This is a genomic window from Streptomyces odontomachi (assembly GCF_024435355.1).
GTDB classification, from domain to species: Bacteria; Actinomycetota; Actinomycetes; order Streptomycetales; family Streptomycetaceae; genus Streptomyces; species Streptomyces odontomachi.
This window is the reverse complement of the sequence record NZ_JAMJWG010000001.1, coordinates 292716-308785: the sequence shown is the minus strand read 5'-3', so window position 1 is coordinate 308785 and position 16070 is coordinate 292716. Positions and strand designations below refer to the sequence as shown.

The window sequence follows — 16070 nt, the reverse complement described above, 5'->3', positions numbered from 1 at the left end:
GTCACCCGTACCGGGCGATCGTCCGCCTCCCGCGGTGGCCGAGGTGTTCAGGCGCCTGTCAGGGGGTGTTGTTGGCAAGGGCCAGCAGGCGGGAGCTGTCGCCGTTGAACCGGTCGCGGTCCACGGCGCCCGAGATGCCGCTCACCGATCCGGCGTCGGTGTACTGCCAGATCGTCGCGAACGGGAAGCCGTTCGGTATGGTCGGGTCCGCCGCGGAGGTCCAGCTCGCTGCGACGAGCGGGCTTCTGGCGGACATGCCGCTCCAGCCGCCGGTGCAGGAGTTCCACCAGCTGGCGCTGGTGTAGATGGTGACGTCGCGGCCGGTCTTCGCCTTGTAGGTGTTGTAGAAGTCGAGGATCCACGACTGCATCGCCGAGGTCGACAGGCCGTAGCAGCCGCCCTCGAGGTCCAGCATCCCGGGCAGCGTCAGACTGTCCGCCGACCAGGCACCGCCGTTGCCGGCGAAATAGGTCGCCTGGCTCGCGCCGCTGGAGGAGCCCGGCTGCGCGTAGTGGTACGCACCCCGGATCACCTTGGCGTTATAGGCGTTCAGGTAGTTGGCGCTGAAGGTGGGGTCCTTGTAGGTGGTGCCCTCGGTGGCCTTGATGTAGGCGAACTGGATGCCCGCCGCCTTCACCGACGACCAGTTGATGCTCCCCTGGTAGTGCGAGACGTCGATTCCCGGCGGCGGGTTCGGGGCGAAACTCGGGCTCGCCAGACCCGAAGCGCCCGCGGAGTGGGTCGGGTCCGCCGCGAGGTCCTTGTTGTCCTGGAGGTACCCGACACCCATGTACCCGGCGCCGAGCGGGAGCGTGCTGCCGGGCGGGTTGGGCTCGGCGCTGGCCGGGCCCGTCATCATGGTCGCGCTCACCGCGGTGCTCGCGACGAGGGTGGCGACCGCCAGCACGTTTCGTTTCGTGGTCGTGGCGCTGCGGATTCGGGAGAACAAGGCGTTCCTCCTGCGTGTTGGGGTGATGAGCGGGACGGCTGCGCAAGGTGCTCTGCACAGGGCGGTTCTACTCGCGTAGCCCGAACGCCGACTGCCACCGCCGCCCCGAGGCGGCAGGCTGCTCGTGGATCCGGGGGTCTTCCGCACGGCTCACATGCGCACACACGGCTCACACATGTCATGGCCGCGTCATAAGTGAGGCACGGAACGACCCTCGACGTAAAGGGTCTGTACAGCCGGAGTCCCCTGGACTCGCCGCGGGGTGCCGGCAGATCATCCGGCCAGGTCGGGTCCCGGATCACCGGTATCCGGCCGGATCGTCGCGCCACCCCCCGCTTCGCTCACCTGGACCGCGCGGCCAACGAGCCCCTCGCCACCCGCTGGCGGCCCGTCTCCGGAAGAGGACGACGGGCCGCCCGGTCCCGGCCGTCAGTAAGCGGCCGGAAACGCGGGGGCAGCCGCGGACCGACGGGCCTTGCGCGCCCGGACCGTCAGCAGGATTCCGCTGATGATCGCCAGCAACCCGGGCACACCGATCGCCGCTGCCAGCTCCAGGTAGCCGCTGTCGATGCCGGCCTCGGTACGCGCGGGCGTGCCGTCGTCGCCTGGGCCGAAGTGCCGGCCGGTGCCGAGGTCGCCGACCGGCATCGTCCCGGTGCCCTTCACCTTCGCGGCGCCCCGCAGCGCCGAAGCGGCGTCGATCTGGCCGTAGCCGGTGAGCGGCGAATAGCTGGCGGAGTGCGAGGCCGTCTGCTCCATCACCCGTGTCACCTGGGCGGGCGACAGCTTGGGGTACTTCGACAGCAGCAGCGCCACGGTCCCCGAGGTCAGCGCGGCGGCCGGCGAGGTGCCGTCGATGGGGGTCCTGCCGTTGCCGCTGTGGTCGGCGCTGTTGATGTCGACGCCCGGTGCCGCGACGTCCACGTAGTTGTGGACGGAGGAGAAGGTGGCCCGGGAACCGCCCGGCTGGGTGGCCGCGACCGTGAGGACCCCCGGGTAGGCGGCCGGGTAGCCGACGTTGTTCTCGCCGCCGCCGTTGCCGGTCTCGTCGATTTCGTTCAGGTCGCCGCTGTTCCCGGCGGAAGCGACCACCGTCACGCCCTGGGAGAGCGCGTACTGGATCGCCTTGGCGTCGCCCTCGTCGTAGCTCGCGAACGAGTTGTCGTCGCCGAGCGACATCGAGATGACGTCGACGTGCTGCTTCACCGCGTAGTAGATGGCGTCCCGCAGTGCGTCGATGGCGTCCCCGCCGCCGGGGCCCTCCTTCATCGCCTCGTTCCAGGTCTTGTATTTCGGGTCCTCGTCGTCGCGGATGGCCCGCAGGCCGAGGACCTTCGCCTCCGGTGCGACGTCCAGCACGTCGGAGGCCATGGCCGTGCCGTGCAGGCCGTACCAGGACTCGTTCTGGTCGTCCTCATGGAGGAAGTCCGGGCCGTTCTCGGCGCGGCCGGCGAGCACCGGCTGGTCGGTGACGATGCCGGAGTCGATGACGGCCACCGTGACGCCGTCCCCCTTGCTCACCGCGTGCGCCGCCGGCACGGACATCGCCTGCTGCTCCCAACCGGGCGTGGCCGCCGCGGCGGTGCCCGCAGCGGTGCCGACCAGCCCGACCGTGAGGCCGCCGGCCAGGGCCGCGAGGGTCGGGCGCCGCAGGCGGCCCCTCGCCAGGCCCGCGGACCGGCCCGCATCGGGCCGGAACAGCCGCTTCCCGCTCAGGTGCCCCACGACGTCTCCTTGCCTTCGATGACGCTCGGGAACGAGCGGCTGTAGATGCCCGCGAGGTCGTCGGCCGCCTGCGGGAAGAGCCTTACCTCGGCAGGCCCCTGGTCCTCCCAGTCGCCGGGCAGGCGACCGTAGTCGCGCTTGAGGTCGGTCGGGCCGGCGGTGACGGCCACGACGTAGGGTGCGTCGGTGTCGCTCAGCCCGACCGCGTCGACGTGGCCGCCGAAGGCCCGCCACTGCGCGGCCGGGGTCTCGGGCACGGCGATCGGTTTGACGGGAGGCTTCACCAGGTCGGTGGTCCTGCCCGCTTCGGCGGTTTCCTCGAACTCGGCGGCCAGGGATTCCGCGGCCTTCTGCGAGCGGATGACGACGAGCGCCACCGTGGCGGCGACCTTGCCGGTGTCGTCGGTGTAGGTGGCCGCCATGACGTTGCGGCAGCCGGCCGACTCGGCCTGCTTCAGGAACGGGCCGTCCAGGTTCTCGGCGCAGGAGAAGCCCTTGCGGAGGATGCCCTGCCTCGTCCAGCCGGTGTTTTCCTGAATGACGGAGGTGTCCTCAAGGTGGGCCGGAAAGATCTGGTCCGACCTGAGGTTGTGCCAGGCCCTGGCAGGGAACGCCGGATTGGCCTCGTCGTGCCGCGCGTTCTTGACGGCCGCCGCGAGCACCGCCAACCCGGCGAGCAGCGGGAACACGCCCAGCACGATCAGAACGACGCCCCAGGTGCCGGCCGTCCGCCCGGGGCGGCGGCGCCTAGGAGAGGGCGGCGGCGTGAACCCGCCACCCTGTGACGGCAGTTGACCCGGTGGTGCCGGCGTCGCTTGGTACCCCATGCCGGGCTGGGGCGGCGGCTGGTATCCACCCGGCTGGGGTGGCGGGTGGTATCCGCCCGGTTGGGGCTGGACCCCGCCGGTGGGTGGATACGGCGGGGGCCCCGGCTGCCACGGCGGCGGGGCGGATGCGGATGCCACGTGTGATTCCCCTCTTCGGCGTCAGTCCGGTTCCGCGCACCCGTAGCACTGGGGACAGAGCGCGGCAACCATTGGCTGTACCCTGCACGTTATAAGACGGGTAAAGCGCTGGTGATGCCGGGCATCCGATTCACGGGACGCACACCCGGGAGGCGACGCCGTGATCGCCGTCGACCTCTTCCTTCTCGATGCACGGCTCACCCGCACCCGGAGACGGGAAGCGCGTCAGCCCGCTGTTCACGACGGCCCGCAACGGCGCCTCCCGCGAACCCCGCTGCCCCGCAACAACCGTCGCATGAACACCTCAGGCTTGAGGAAGGACATAGAGGCACTCGCGATTCGGGGGTGGGCTGCAACGAGGTCGCCGCCCTCACGACCGCTCGCCCGACCCCGGCTGGCAGCCCCCGCCGGCAGGTCGATCCATCATCACCACCCGAGATGAGGTCTCATGAACCGGAACCGAGCCGCCGTCAGCGCGGTCGCCGTGGCGCTGCTCGCCACCGGCTTCGCCGCCGTCCCGGCAGCCGCCACCCCCACCGCCGCCGAGGCGAAGGCCCGCGTCGGCGCCGACTGGGCCACCCAGTCGATCGTCTTCACCGCCGCCGCAGGACAGGCCGACAGCCTCGACATATTCTCCATGGACACCGGTGACGAGGTCCGGCGGATCGGCTTCAGCGACGTGGTGCCGATCGAACCCGGCGACCACTGCGCGTACTCCAGACCCGAGGACACCACCTTCGTCGTCTGCGAGCTGCCCGTCGACAGCCCCCGGCCCGACAGGATCGACGCCTTCCTCGGCGACGGCGACGACACGATCGCCGCCTTCGACCCCGCGGTCGACACCGTCAGCGGCGGCCCCGGCGACGACACGCTGCACGCCCACACCGCGCGCACGGTGCTGGGCGGCTCCGGGAACGACATGGTCATGGGGCCCGGGGTCCTGTACGGCGGCGACGGCATGGACGACCTGATGGGTGACGACGGCAACCAGCAGATGTGGGGCGGCCGGGGCGACGACATGATCGAGGGTTACGGCGGCGACGACGTCGTGTACGGCGGTCCGGGCGACGACCACGCCATGGGCGGTGACGGCCGCGACATCGTCCTCGGCGGCCCCGGCGACGACACGCTGGACGGCGAGGGCGGCGACGACCTGGTCAGCGGTGGCCCCGGGAACGACACCGTCGAAGGCGGACCGGGCCGCGACATCGTCCTCCGGTAGCCGCGCCCCCAGGCCCCCGGGTCCCTGTCCCGCAGCGCGAACGACGTCGCGCGCACCGCGCCACCACCGTCGGCGGCCCGCCGCCACCCAAGCCGCGTCACACCGCGCACGCCGTGGACGGCAGGCGCCCGCGCGGCACCAGGGTCCCTGTACGTGCTGGATACAGCACCCGCGCTGGTACCGGACCTGGCCCCCTCATCGATCGTGAGGGGGCTCAGCCACGCTCAGCGCGGACGAGATTTTCGGCAAGGGCGACGTCATTGACTGCTCAGCCGCGGGCCGTTTCAGCAGGCCGCCGCCCCGGCCGCCTCGTGCAGGAGCGGCCCGAGGACCGGTCGGAGGGTTTCACGGGCCGTGGGGTTGATCCAGTAGTAGACCCAGGTCCCGCGGCGCTGTGACGCGACCAGGCCGGCATCGCGCAGGATCTTCAGATGGTGGCTGATGGTGGACTGGGCGAGGTCGAAGGCATCGACGAGTTCGCACACGCACACCTCGCCCTCCAGCGTCCCGGCGATCAGCAGGAGCAGGCGGAGGCGGACGGGGTCGCCGAGTGCCTTGTAGCACCGGGCGAGGTCGGTGATGCGCTCCGGGCGGAGGGAGACGCCGGTCAGCGCGGTGCGGCAGTCCGCCGGCTCCATGGCTGAAACCTGACTCTTGTCCATGGTCAGCCTCCCACCCTAAGTTCCACCTTGAGTCCATGAGCTTATCCCGGGCCCGCCGGCCCGACCAGATCGGCTTCGTCACTGCGCCTACGCAGCAGAGCCACCACCCTCTCGGGGGCTGCCCTGAGCACTTCTCCACTGATCCGCACCCAGGTCGAGGCACGCAGCGCGGTACTGCGGGTGCAGGGGTACCGCGTCGAGGTGGATCTACGGGACGCGGCCGGTTCGGGCGACGTACCGGTACCGGCCTTCCGCAGCCGTTCCACGATCCGTTTCTCCAGCCCGAGTCCCGGAGCGGCGACCTGGGTCGACACGCGGGCGCGGGACATCACCCGTGCGGAGCTCAACGGGCGCCCCCTCACCGACGCCGACCGCCTCCCCGAGGGCATCCGGCTGCCGGCGCTCGCCGCGGAGAACGAGCTCTCGGTGGACGCCGTCCACACCTACGCGCGCGAGGGCCACGGGCTGCACCGCTTCGTCGACCCGGCCGACGGGACGTGCTACGTCTACAGCCACTTCCAGACCACCCACGCGCGCCGCGCCTTCGCCTGCTTCGACCAGCCCGATCTCAAGGCCCCGTACCACCTGTCGCTGGTCGTTCCGCACGGCTGGGAGGCGGTGTCCAACACTCCCCTGGTCGCGCGTGAGGAGCTGCCGGACGGCGCGGTGCGCTGCACCTTCCAGCCCACCGACCCGCTGAGCACCTACCACATCGCGTTTGCCGCCGGTCCGTTCGCCAGGGTCGACGACTCCTTCCCCGGCAGTGCCGGAGCAGTCCCCCTGAGCCTGTTCTGCCGCCGCTCACTGGCCGGGCGCCTGGCGGCCGAGGACCTCTTCGGCCAGATCAAGGCCGGTCTCGGCTTCTTCGAGTCCCGTTTCGGCGTACCCTTCCCGTTTCCCAAGCTCGACGTCTGCTTCGTGCCGGAGTTCGGCGCCGGCGCGATGGAGAACGCCGGCTGCATCACCGCCGTGGACGACTTCCTGTACGGCACCCAGCCGACCCGCAACGCGGTGCAGCGGCGCGACGAGATGCTGCTGCACGAGATCGCCCACATGTGGTTCGGAAACCTGGTCACGCTGCGCTGGTGGGACGATCTGTGGCTCAACGAGGCCTTCGCCACGTGGGCGGCGTTGTGGGCGCAGAGCGAGCTCGGGCGGCATCCGGACGCCTGGGCGCTGTTCGCGTCGACCAAGAAGGCCTGGGCCTACGCACAGGACCGGCTCGCCTCGACGCACCCCGTGGCCTTCGCCGTCGAGGACGTCGAGCAGGCGCAGGCGCACTTCGACTACATCACCTACGCCAAGGGTGCGGCGCTGATACGGCAGTTGGTCGAGTACACCGGGATCGAGGCGTTCCTGGCCGCGCTCCGGCGCTACTTCGAGGGCCACCGGTACGCCACGGCGACCTCGGCCGATCTGCTGGCGTGCCTGCACGAGGCGTCCGGACGCGATGTGCACGGCTGGGCGGAGCGCTGGTTGCGCACCACCGGGCCGGGCGTGCTGCGGGCGGACTTCGCCACCGACGGCACGGGCCGGTTCACCCGCTTCCGGCTCGTCCAGGACGGCCCGGCGCACACGCACCGCCCGCAGAAGGTCGCCGTGGGCGTCTACCAGCCGACCGCCGACGGCTCGGCCGGTGCTGCCCTGGTCCGCGTCGATCAGGTCACGGTGGCGTTGGAGGGTGCCGAGGTGGCGGTGCCCGCGCTGGTCGGACGGTCACGCGGCACGCTGGTGCTGCCCAACGACGCCGACCTGGGCTACTGCCGCGTGCGCCTGGACCCCGAGTCGGTGGCCGGGCTGCGCACCCATATGGCCGCACTGCGCGACCCGCTCGCCCGCGCCCTGTGCTGGTCGTCGCTGTGGGACATGGTGCAGGACGCCGCCCTGCCCGCCCGGGACTTCCTCCAGGTGGTGGCCTGCGGCATGGCCACCGAGCGGCAGTCCGGTGTCCTCCAGCGCGTGCTGCGGCAGGCCCGTACCGCCCTGACCGGCTACGTCGACCCGCAGTGGGCCACGGCCCGGGGATGGCCGGCGTTGACCGCAGCGCTGGTCGACGGTGTGTCGGGCAGCCACGCCACCCCCGACCAGCGGCTGATCTGCTGCCGGGCGCTCGCGGAGGCGCAGTTGGAGCCGCAGCTGCTGGAGCGCGTGCAGGAGTGGTGTGCGGGCAGGGCGCTGCCGGACGGCCTCACGCTCGACGCGGACCTGCGCTGGCGGTTGCTGGCCGCACTGGCCGCCCACGGCCGGCTGAGCGCCACGGACCTCGACGCCGAAGCCGGTGCGGACGAGTCGACGGCGGCGCAGGCACGCAGGGAGCGTGCGCGTGCCGCGCTGCCGGACGCGGCGGCCAAGGAGGCGGCGTGGCGGCGCGCCGTGCTGATCGCCGACGTGCCGGTGGCGCTGGCCCGCGCCGCGGCCACCGGGTTCGCGCCGCCCGGACAACGCGGTGCCCTGGCCCCGTTCGCCCGGCGGTACTTCGCGGACATCCCCGCAGTGTGGCGACAACGCCCTGCGGAGCAGGCGGGTCAGCTCTCCCGCCTGCTGTTCCCCTGGTGGGGCGCGGAGGACACCGTCACGGCGGGGGCGCAGCACCTGCTCCAGGCCGAGGTGCCGGCCGCGTTGCACCGGATCATCGAAGAGGCACGCGCCGAGTTCTCCCGCGCCGTCGCCCTGCGGCGCAGGGACCGCGCGCTGGAGGCCTCAAGCGCGTGACCGCGGGGCCTGGAGGGCGGCCGCTGACCAGTCCGCCGGTGCCGTGCGGCCGACCGCCGCGAACAGGTCCAGCAGGGCGTCACCCGCACTCTCGCCCGCCCACCAGTAGGGTCCGCCCTGCCGCACCAGGTGCTGCCAGAGCGGTTCGCGCAGTTGGTAGGCCTGGTGGTACACGAGCGGGTAGCAGGGCTGGCCCTCCAGGTAGGCCTGGAGCCGGTTGAACGCCTCCGTGCCGCTGACGGTGATGCCGAACTCGCGGCCGAACAGCTCCTCGTACCGGCCACGGGGGTCGCGGTGCCCGTCGTGCACGGCCATCTCGTAGCAGAGGCTGGTGGCGATCATCCTGCGCACCGCCTCCCGTCCGAAGCGCAACCGGTCGGCCGCCTCGGCGGACAGCGGCCCACCCAACCGTCGCTCCTGCCACGGCGGCTGGTGGACGACGTGCTCCACGGCGAAGCCGACGGCCTCGGTCAGCGGGGTGGGGATCCGCCACAGGTCCCAGGGGTGCGCAAGACCGGCGGTGAAGTGCAGCGCATGCCCGAACTCGTGCAGCAGCGGCGGCAGGTCGCGCAGCGCACGGCCAGGGCTGACCGACATCCGCACGTCATGGGGCGGGTCCACCGGCGAGCAGAAGGAGAACGTGAGCTTTCCGGCGCGGGCCGCACTGTCGACGGTGATCCGGGCCAGGGCCGCGGACAGGCCCCATTCCTGCACGGTCGCCGCCACCGCGGCCAGCGGGTCGTCCAGGGTGCCGGCGCGTTCGGCGACCGTCCGGGTGTCCAGCAGGCGTGGGGCGGCCAGGCCGTCCCGCTCCTGCCAGCGCCGCCAGCGGGTCAGGAAGTCGTCGCGGGTCCGCCGGAGGTAGTCCTCGGCGTCGGCGACCCAGCCGTCGGCGTCCGGGTGCAGCGCGCGCACCAGGTGGCCGTGCGAGGGGAACCCGAGCCGGTGCACGGCCGCCGCGTGCTGGTCGAGCCAGCGGAGCCGCTCCTGGTCGAGCCTCGCGTTCACCTCGGTCACGGCACGGCTGAGCCGCTCGCGCTCGGCGGTGGAGCCCGCGGCACGCCGGGCGGCCAGGAGTTCGGCGTGGCTGAGCGCACGGCCGTCCACGTCGGCGGTGCGGGTGCGCTGTGCGGCCCGTAGGACGCGGGTCGGTTCCGCCAGCGCCGTGCGGAAGTACCACAGCACGAGTTCGTGGGCCAGGGAGAGGTCGCCGTGGTCGAGCGCGGTGCGGACGAGGGAGCCGTCGACGAGGCGCGCGGGGTGCCGTGCCGCGTCCTGGGCGGGGCCCGGATCGCGGCCGGTGGCGGCCAGCCATCGCTCATGGGCGACGGTGCGCTGCAAGGCGGCCAGGTCGGCGGCGTGGGGCGCCAGGTAGCCGGGCAGGTCAGGGCCGGTCACCGGGTGTCCTCGTCGGGGGTCAGCCGGGCGGCCGGGGGCAACCCGAGGACCTCGGCGGTGGTGTCGGCCGCCTTCTGCCAGAACGTCTGGCGGTCGGCGGGCAGGGCCGCGAACAGGTGGGAGCAGTGCTCGGCCAGTTCGAAGGCGAGGCCGGGGTGCCCGAGCACGCTGCGGATCCAGGCGCGTTGCCCGGGGGCGGGGGGTCGGATGGTCAGCTCTTCGAGGCCCTGGCGCATCCGGCGGGCGATCCTGGTCTCGGTCTCCTGCGCGTACTGCGCGGCGCTCTCCTCCCAGCTGGTTCTCCCGCTCAGCGCCGCGTCCAGGGTCGGCGCGAGGACTCGGGCCGCGGCGATGGCGTCGGCGATGCCCGCGCCGAACAGCGGGTCCTTGTGGCACAGGGCGTCGCCGACCAGCCGCCAGCCCGGTCCGGCGGCGGGCCGGTGGAAGTTGCGGAGGTTCTTGCCGGCGAAGACCGGGGAGATGCGCTCGGCGCTGCGCAGCCGTGCCCGCATCGCGGGGATGGCGCGCAGGCGCCGTTCGTAACCGGCGCCGCCGTCGGCGCGCAGTTGCTCGAACCGTTCCGGTGGGGTCGAGACCATCACCACCCACTGGTCACCGTCGCACGGTCCGGTCTGGATGACGTCGCCGTCGTCGTGCCACAGCTCCAAGGACGGCTCAGGAAGGGGGTGCACCCCGCGCCAGTAGGCGTGGAACGTGCAGCGCAGGGCGCCGGCGTCGTACTCGGGCCGGACACCGAGTTGCTGGGCGACCAGCGAGCCGCGTCCGTCGGCGCCGACGATCACCCGGGCCTTCTCCTCCCAGCCGGCCCCGGCGACGCCGATCACCTGGCCGTCCTCACGGAGCAGGGCACGCACCGAGCACCGGTCTCGCACCTCCACCAGGGGCTCGGCCTCGGCGCGGTGCAGCAGGATGCCGTCCAGGGTCTCCCGGCGGACGCACAGGTTGTAGGGGTGCGTGGCCCGCGGCAGCATGGGCCCGCCGTAGTAGTTGTCCCCCAGGTGCAGGTGCCAGTGGGCGAGGGGCGGCGCACCGGTGGCGCGGACCCGGTCGAGTACGCCGAGCTCCGCGAAGAAGGCCAGCACGGTGGGGCCGAAGAAGTGCGTGGAGACCGCGGGGCTGGGCAGCGGTGCCCGGTCGAGCAGCAGCACCCGCCAGTTGCGTTGCGCCAGCAGGGTGGCGGTGATCGAGCCGGCCACCCGCCCGCCGACGATGATCGCGTCGTACGTGGGGATCCCCTCCTTCGTCGGAGCCCGTCGGAGCCCGTCGGGCCTGTCGGGGCCTACGAGCCCGCCGCCCGGACCAGCAGGAACGGCAGGGTGCCGGTCCACACCTTGCTGACCGGCCAGCTCTGCGTCGAGACGCCGGCCAGCTCGGCGCCGAGCGCCTCGCGCACGTCCATCCGGAACCGGGTACGGCGCAGCAGCCCCACCACCCGACCGCGGCGGACGACGAACCCCTGCTGCACGCCGCCCTCGACGACGGGCGACAGCCTGCCCTTCTGTTCGGCGCCGAGCAGCGACTCGACGACGATGCCGGACTCGACCGAGGACAGCAGGGAGCGCCAGGAGCCGCTCAGGGCGGCGTCAGCGTGCACCCGCACGTCGCCCAGGACCGCGGAGACCGGCTGCAAGGGCTTGCGCCGCAGCGCACTGCCCCGGAAACCGTGTCCGGTCGGCGGCACACCGGCGGCTGCGGCGCTGTGCCGGGTGTGGTAGCGCCGGCAGGGGGTGCCCGCCTCGACCAGCACGAGGGGGTGGCAGGCCACGCCCTCGTCGTCGACCACCGGGCGGGGCAGTCCGTCCGCCGCGCCGCTCGCCGGCGCGTCCGGGTGTGCTCCGTCGGTGACGGTCAGGCGCTTGTTCAGCAGGCGTTCGCCCAGGTCGGCGGGGAGGAAGGAGCGGCCCTGGGTGGCGGGGCCGCTGAGCGAGCGCAGCACGGGAGACAGCAGCGCGTGCACCGCGCCCGGAGCCAGCAGCACCTCCCGCAGGTCCGTCGGGCAGGGCAGGGCGGGCAGGTCCCGCCAGCCTCCGGTGGCGACCGTCCAGTCGGCGACCTCGTCCGCGAGCACCGGGCGACCGGTCCAGGAGTGCCAACTCACCTGCATGCCTTCCGCGTCGGGGCGTTCCGCGACGGCGGCGACGCCCCAGTGGCCCAGCCGGTCGTGCACGACGCCGGTGGGCGAGGCGACGTGCACCGCCTCGCCCACCCGCGTGATCGTGCCGTGCACGTGGAGTCCGGAACGCCGCTGGAGGCCGGCGATCTCGCCGGCGAGTTCACCGGTGCCGGCGAGCACCTCGTCAGCGGTCGGCGGGGCGGCACCGGGGCGCCGGCCGCCATCGGGCAGGCGCCGTTCGTGCGCGAGGGTGGGGGGCTCGGTGTCCTGCCCGGCTTCGGGTCCGTGGCGGGCGCAGTCCCAGGCGTCCCGGACGAGGTCGTCGACGCGGTCGGGGCGGCTGGTGGTGGCGGTGCCGACCCGGCCGTCCACCACCAGGCGCAGCCAGGCCGTGGTCTCCTGTGCGGCACGGGCCGCGTCGATCTGCCCGCAGGAGAGCTCCGCGGTGGTCTCGCGGCGGTCCAGCGCCAGCAGCTGCCAGTTCGGGGTACGGGCCGAGGCCGCCGTGCGGATGGCCGCGACCGTGTCGTCCAGCCGGTGCGTCGTCTCAGCCGGCATCGACGTGCAGCCCCCTCAGGCGCAGCGCCGGTGCCCAGCAGGAGACCGGCAGCGGGGTCTGGCCCTGCTTGCCGCAACTGGCGGAGGTGTCGCCGCGCCACACCTCCCGCCCCACCGCGTCCACCGTGGCGAAGGTGTCCAGCACGTCGCCGGTCAGCACGGCGCCTTTGACCAGGCCCCGGACCTCGCCGTCGCGGATGACGCGGCAGGCGGCGGGCAGGAAGGCGAATCCGGAGCGGTTCGTCTGCCCGCCGAAGAGTCCTTGGGCGAGCAACCCGGACCGCACCCCTTGGATCATCTCCTCCAGCGTGCTGGTGCCCGCCTCGACGCAGGTCGTGCGGAGGCGGGGCAGGGGTGGGTGACGGTAGTTCAGGGCTCGGGCGTTGCCGGTCGGTGCCTCGTGGAAGGCGGCGGCGGTGCGCAGGTCGTGAAGGCGGGGGGTGCCCACGCGTCCCCGGTCGATGAGGGTGACCTCCCGGCCGGTGGTGCACTCGTCGTCGACGGGGACGTGGCCGCGCGCGGTCGGCGGGCCGGGGCGGTCGACGATCGTCAGTTCCTCCGGGCCGAGCCGGCGGCCGGGCCGCAGCGCCTCGATGGCGGCGGGTGCGCCCTGCTGGTGGTCGGCCTCCGCCAGGTGCCCGACCGTCTCGTGGGCCCAGGTGGCCGCCAGCGGGCCGTCGCACACCACGTCGTAGCTGCCCGCTTCCAGGGCCGGGGCACGGGCCAGGTCCACCGCGGTGGCCGCGGCCTCGTCGATGCGCGCGGCCAGATCGCGCACCGCGGCGAAGTCACCGTGGCTGCCGACGGAGACCGAGCCGGCGCCCCGCGTGTCCCCCGCGCCCGCGTAGAGGGTGATCTGGAGCGTCAGGTCGGCGCGCGTCCAGCTGACCTCGCCGCCGTCACTGGTGGCCAGGTCCACGGTGGTGGTCGCGTGACGGTAGTACACCAGGGCGCCGGAGATGTCCGGATGGGCGTTCAGGGCGCGGGCGTGCCAGCCGGCGAGCAGGTCCAGCTGCTCGTCCAGGGGGACGTCGGTGGCCGGTTCGGGTACGGCCGGCGCGTGACTGCCGCGGGCCGGCTCGCGGTCCGCGGGACGCACCGGGGCGGCCCCGAGCCGGTCCGCCTGGTGGCGGGCCCGGCGCAGGACGTCGTCCAGGTCCGCTTCGGTGGCGCAGACGAAGGACGAGCCGCGCGGGCTGAGCACCCGCGCGCACCCGCCCTCGTCCACCACGCGGTTGACGCTCTCCAGGGCGCCGCCCCGCCACACGGCGGTGAGCAGGCGGGTGCGCTCGCGGCGCACTTCCGCATACTCGTCCGCACGCAGCCCCGCCGCGGCGAACGGCCGCCGTGTGCCACGGGTCAGCAGCATGGCGCCTCGGGCGCGGCGCCGCGGTAGGCCAGGATCGTCGCGCTGGCGACCCGGGCCCCGTCACGGTAGGAGACCTGGCCGTCGTCGCGGATCACGACGTGCTCGAAGCCCGCGTCGGTGACCAGTTGCCGGTACTGCTCGGCGGTCAGCCCCACCACGCAGCGTGCGTAGTCGTCGGCGTCGGCTGCGTCCGCGCTGACCGCTCCCTCGGGCACCTCGTCCAGGTAGACGACGTCGGAGATCACGGCGTAGCCGCCGGGCCGCAGGGCGTCGCCGATCGCCGCCAGCACCTCGGCCTTGTCCGGGAACATGCCCAGGACGCAGTTGCTGAACAGGACGTCGACGCTGCCGGAGCGCAACGGCGGGCGGCGGATGTCGCCGACCCGTACGTCGACGTTGGCCAGGCCCATCTCCTTGACCGCACGGCGGGCGGTGCGCACCATGCTCATCGACCCGTCGATCCCGATGACGCGTCCCGTGGGGCCGACCCGCCGGGCCGCCAGGATCAGATCCAGACCGGCGCCGCAGCCGAAGTCGGCGACGGTCTGGCCGGGGTCGAGCGTGATGGCGCCGAGCGGCGCGCCGCAGCCGCTGGACAGGTCCAGCACCCACTGCGGAACCCCGTCCAGCTCATCGGAGCCGTAGACGGCCTGCGGGGCACAGCACAGATTGCTCGCGCCGGCCTGCGCAAGGGTGTCGTAGCGCTCCTTGACCGCGGTCTCCACCGGTACGTGCACGGCGGTCTCGACCGCCAGCACGGGTCGCGGGCCGGTCAGCTCATCCAGGGGAACGAACCCGCCTGCGTCATTTGCTGCCATGTCCCCTCCTTCTTGGGCGCGGTGGTGGTGGCGCTTCTGCGGCGCAGCAGCATCGGGAGCAGGTAGCTCAGTTCGTGCTCGACGTTGGTCTTGATGGTCTCGACCTTGGGGCAGTAGCACGTGTCGAAGTCGCCGCCGCTGGCCGCCCAGGCCTTGATCGGGCAGCCGCCACCACCGCAGAACAACTTGACGTTGCACTGGCGGCACATCTCGACGGTGTCGACGTGGCGGTGCCGCCACGGTTCGCGGTAGGCCCGCGCGTACCGGAACTCGGGGGCGTAGCTCCCGCAGGCGTGCTGGGGACGGCCGACCGTCTCCGGGCAGCCGTAGAGCTTGCCGTTGGGGTCGAAGGCGATCACGCTCGTGCCCGCACTGCACCCCTGGAGGTTGGGGTGCACCCGGTCGCCCTCCATGACGGCCGACCGGATGCGCGCCGGGTCGGGCCGGAGCATCTCGTCGACCAGGGGGTTGTCCTGGAGCATCTCGAAGAACGCGTCACGCAGCCCGGGTTTGACGTCGCCGCGCACCATGTTGCGGCGCTTCTCCTCCGGATGGTCGGGGGTGACGTACAGGAACGTGGTCTGTTTGGTGAACCCGTAGAAGAGGGTGACCAGCGGGTTGTCGATCCAGCCCTTGTTCCTGGCGTACTCGGCGAAGGCGGGCATGTCGGCCACGCTCTCGCGGTCCACCAGCAGCCGGATCATGACGTGGATGCCGGCGGCCAGCGCGGTGTCGATGCTCCGCTCGATGCGGTGGAAGGTCGGCCGACCGTTGCGGTAGACCCGGCGCTGGTCGTGCACCGACGGGGTCCCGTCGAGGCTGACCTGCACCTCTTCGCAGCCGTACTGCTTGAGCAGCGGAACGTAGGAGTCCAGGTCCACGCCGTTGGTGATCGCCGTGGAGGGGTAGCCGCGGTCGTAGGCCCGGCGCAGGATCTCCTCCACCGCCCGGCGCTGGTAGGCGGTGTCCAGCAGGGGCTCGCCGCCGAAGAGGGTGATGTAGGGCAGCCCGGAGTTGTCGTGCAGCTCCTGGATCATCGGGATCGAGTCGAAGGCGGCCTCGATCATCTCGTCGCTCATCTGCGGGCTCTTCGTGGTCAACTCGCCCTCGAAGCAGTAAGGACAGGCGAGGTTGCACACGAAGGAGGGGATGAACATGAACTGGAACGGTGCTTCCTGGATCGCCCGGAAGTAGCCGTCCACCACGCCCTGGTACGCGGTCCGTTCGCTGGCTTCGTCCTCGTAGAGGTAGCCGCGGTCCTTGAAGGCGGCCAGGTCGCCGCGGTCCGCCTCGGTGGCGTGGCCGGCGCGCAGGCGCTCCAGCGCGGCGACCTCGCTACGGGTGACCAGGTCCATGCTTCCGGACACGGCGTTGGCGAGGACGGAGGCCTTGCCTTCGCGGTCCAGGTATTCGGGGCCGATGAGATCGGGCGGGAGCTCGACCCGGAACTCCACGGTGTTGGCGCTCACGTGCATGGGGCACTACTCCTATCGACTGAACCGGTGTGGCTCGTGGTGCAATAGGTGAGGGCACGGCAGGTGCATCGACCGGTTCGCCG

Annotated in this window: 12 protein-coding genes; 2 read left to right on the top strand and 10 right to left on the bottom strand. The window is 72.7% G+C overall.

All coding sequences use genetic code 11. The annotated features are described in order from the left end of the window. Positions 1-58: 58 nt before the first annotated feature. The 3 genes from NQO67_RS01250 to NQO67_RS01240 form a co-directional block, all read right to left on the bottom strand. On the bottom strand, positions 59-859 hold the full coding sequence (locus NQO67_RS01250) for a GH25 family lysozyme (protein ID WP_255946686.1): 801 nt from the start codon (positions 857-859) through the stop codon (positions 59-61). 519 nt (positions 860-1378) lie between these two features. Next, the gene (locus tag NQO67_RS01245) at positions 1379-2674 is read right to left on the bottom strand and encodes a S8 family peptidase (RefSeq protein WP_255945405.1); all 1296 of its coding nucleotides are present in this window, start codon (positions 2672-2674) and stop codon (positions 1379-1381) included. Further along, complete coding sequence (locus tag NQO67_RS01240) at positions 2662-3372, bottom strand: hypothetical protein (protein WP_255945403.1); 711 nt, start codon at positions 3370-3372, stop codon at positions 2662-2664. The genes NQO67_RS01245 and NQO67_RS01240 overlap by 13 nt, the downstream gene beginning before the upstream one ends. 715 nt (positions 3373-4087) lie before the next feature. Between NQO67_RS01240 and NQO67_RS01235 the strand changes: the two genes are divergently transcribed. Beyond that, a complete protein-coding gene (locus NQO67_RS01235; protein ID WP_305125246.1) occupies positions 4088-4861 on the top strand; it encodes a calcium-binding protein in 774 nt (257 codons plus the stop codon). A gap of 284 nt (positions 4862-5145) precedes the next feature. On the opposite strand, the gene NQO67_RS01225 is transcribed toward NQO67_RS01235, so the two are convergent. Then, positions 5146-5523: an ArsR/SmtB family transcription factor gene (locus NQO67_RS01225; protein WP_374118879.1), complete on the bottom strand. Its 378-nt coding sequence runs from the start codon at positions 5521-5523 to the stop codon at positions 5146-5148. A gap of 81 nt (positions 5524-5604) precedes the next feature. Between NQO67_RS01225 and pepN the strand changes: the two genes are divergently transcribed. Further along, positions 5605-8235: an aminopeptidase N gene (gene pepN / locus NQO67_RS01220; RefSeq protein ID WP_308295615.1), complete on the top strand. Its 2631-nt coding sequence runs from the start codon at positions 5605-5607 to the stop codon at positions 8233-8235. Here the strand turns inward: pepN and NQO67_RS01215 are convergent. From NQO67_RS01215 to NQO67_RS01190, 6 genes are read right to left on the bottom strand one after another with little or no spacing between them, the layout of a single operon-like run. Next, a complete protein-coding gene (locus NQO67_RS01215; protein ID WP_255945401.1) occupies positions 8224-9633 on the bottom strand; it encodes a hypothetical protein in 1410 nt (469 codons plus the stop codon). The genes pepN and NQO67_RS01215 overlap by 12 nt on opposite strands. Beyond that, complete coding sequence (locus NQO67_RS01210) at positions 9630-10982, bottom strand: NAD(P)/FAD-dependent oxidoreductase (protein ID WP_308295607.1); 1353 nt, start codon at positions 10980-10982, stop codon at positions 9630-9632. Before NQO67_RS01210 ends, NQO67_RS01215 begins: the two co-directional genes overlap by 4 nt. Then, positions 10934-12325 carry a metallopeptidase TldD-related protein gene (locus NQO67_RS01205; RefSeq protein WP_255945397.1) on the bottom strand — a complete coding sequence of 464 codons (1392 nt, stop codon included), beginning with the start codon at positions 12323-12325 and terminating at the stop codon, positions 10934-10936. Before NQO67_RS01205 ends, NQO67_RS01210 begins: the two co-directional genes overlap by 49 nt. Then, on the bottom strand, positions 12315-13694 hold the full coding sequence (locus tag NQO67_RS01200) for a TldD/PmbA family protein (RefSeq protein ID WP_255945395.1): 1380 nt from the start codon (positions 13692-13694) through the stop codon (positions 12315-12317). The genes NQO67_RS01205 and NQO67_RS01200 overlap by 11 nt, the downstream gene beginning before the upstream one ends. Continuing rightward, positions 13685-14512 (bottom strand): methyltransferase domain-containing protein, encoded by an 828-nt coding sequence (locus tag NQO67_RS01195; protein ID WP_255945393.1) that lies wholly within the window; start codon positions 14510-14512, stop codon positions 13685-13687. The genes NQO67_RS01200 and NQO67_RS01195 overlap by 10 nt, the downstream gene beginning before the upstream one ends. Continuing rightward, complete coding sequence (locus tag NQO67_RS01190; RefSeq protein ID WP_255945391.1) at positions 14467-15987, bottom strand: radical SAM/SPASM domain-containing protein; 1521 nt, start codon at positions 15985-15987, stop codon at positions 14467-14469. Before NQO67_RS01190 ends, NQO67_RS01195 begins: the two co-directional genes overlap by 46 nt. Positions 15988-16070: the final 83 nt, after the last annotated feature.